Origin of the sequence: Azoarcus taiwanensis, from assembly GCF_012910885.1 — a bacterium.
Classification (GTDB): domain Bacteria; phylum Pseudomonadota; class Gammaproteobacteria; order Burkholderiales; family Rhodocyclaceae; genus Azoarcus_F; species Azoarcus_F taiwanensis.
Window position 1 is genome coordinate 1 of record NZ_WTVM01000313.1, and the last position, 415, is coordinate 415.

Annotated in this window: 1 pseudogene; it reads left to right on the top strand. The window is 66.7% G+C overall.

Annotation, left to right across the window (positions count from 1 at the left end):
• Positions 1 to 415, top strand: a pseudogene (locus GPA21_RS20500) (M61 family metallopeptidase); the annotation flags it as partial.

Genomic DNA, 415 nt, shown 5'->3' on the forward strand with positions numbered 1-415 from the left:
GTATTACCGCCAGGACGAGAACGCACCGAACGCCATCGTCAGCTATTACGCCAAGGGCTCGTTGGTGGCGCTCGCGCTCGACCTGCAGTTGCGCGAGGCGAGCAAGGGCCGTCGCAGCCTGGACGATGTGATGCGCGCCCTGTGGCAGCGACACGGGCAGACCGGTGTTGGGGTCGAGGAAGAGGGCATCTTTGAGCTGGTGGCCGAGATCGCGGCAGAGGCAGGCAGCGGTGATGGCAAGAAGCTCGCGCAGTGGTTACGGCGAGCGGTCGAAGGCACCGACGATTTGCCCCTGGCGCGCTGGCTCAAGGCGTTTGCGGTGGACTACCGGGCCGAGCCCGAATCGGACGCGCCGTCGCTGGGGGTGAAGCTGGCCTCCGGTAGCGAAGTCAAGCTGGCCAGCGTGTTCGACGGG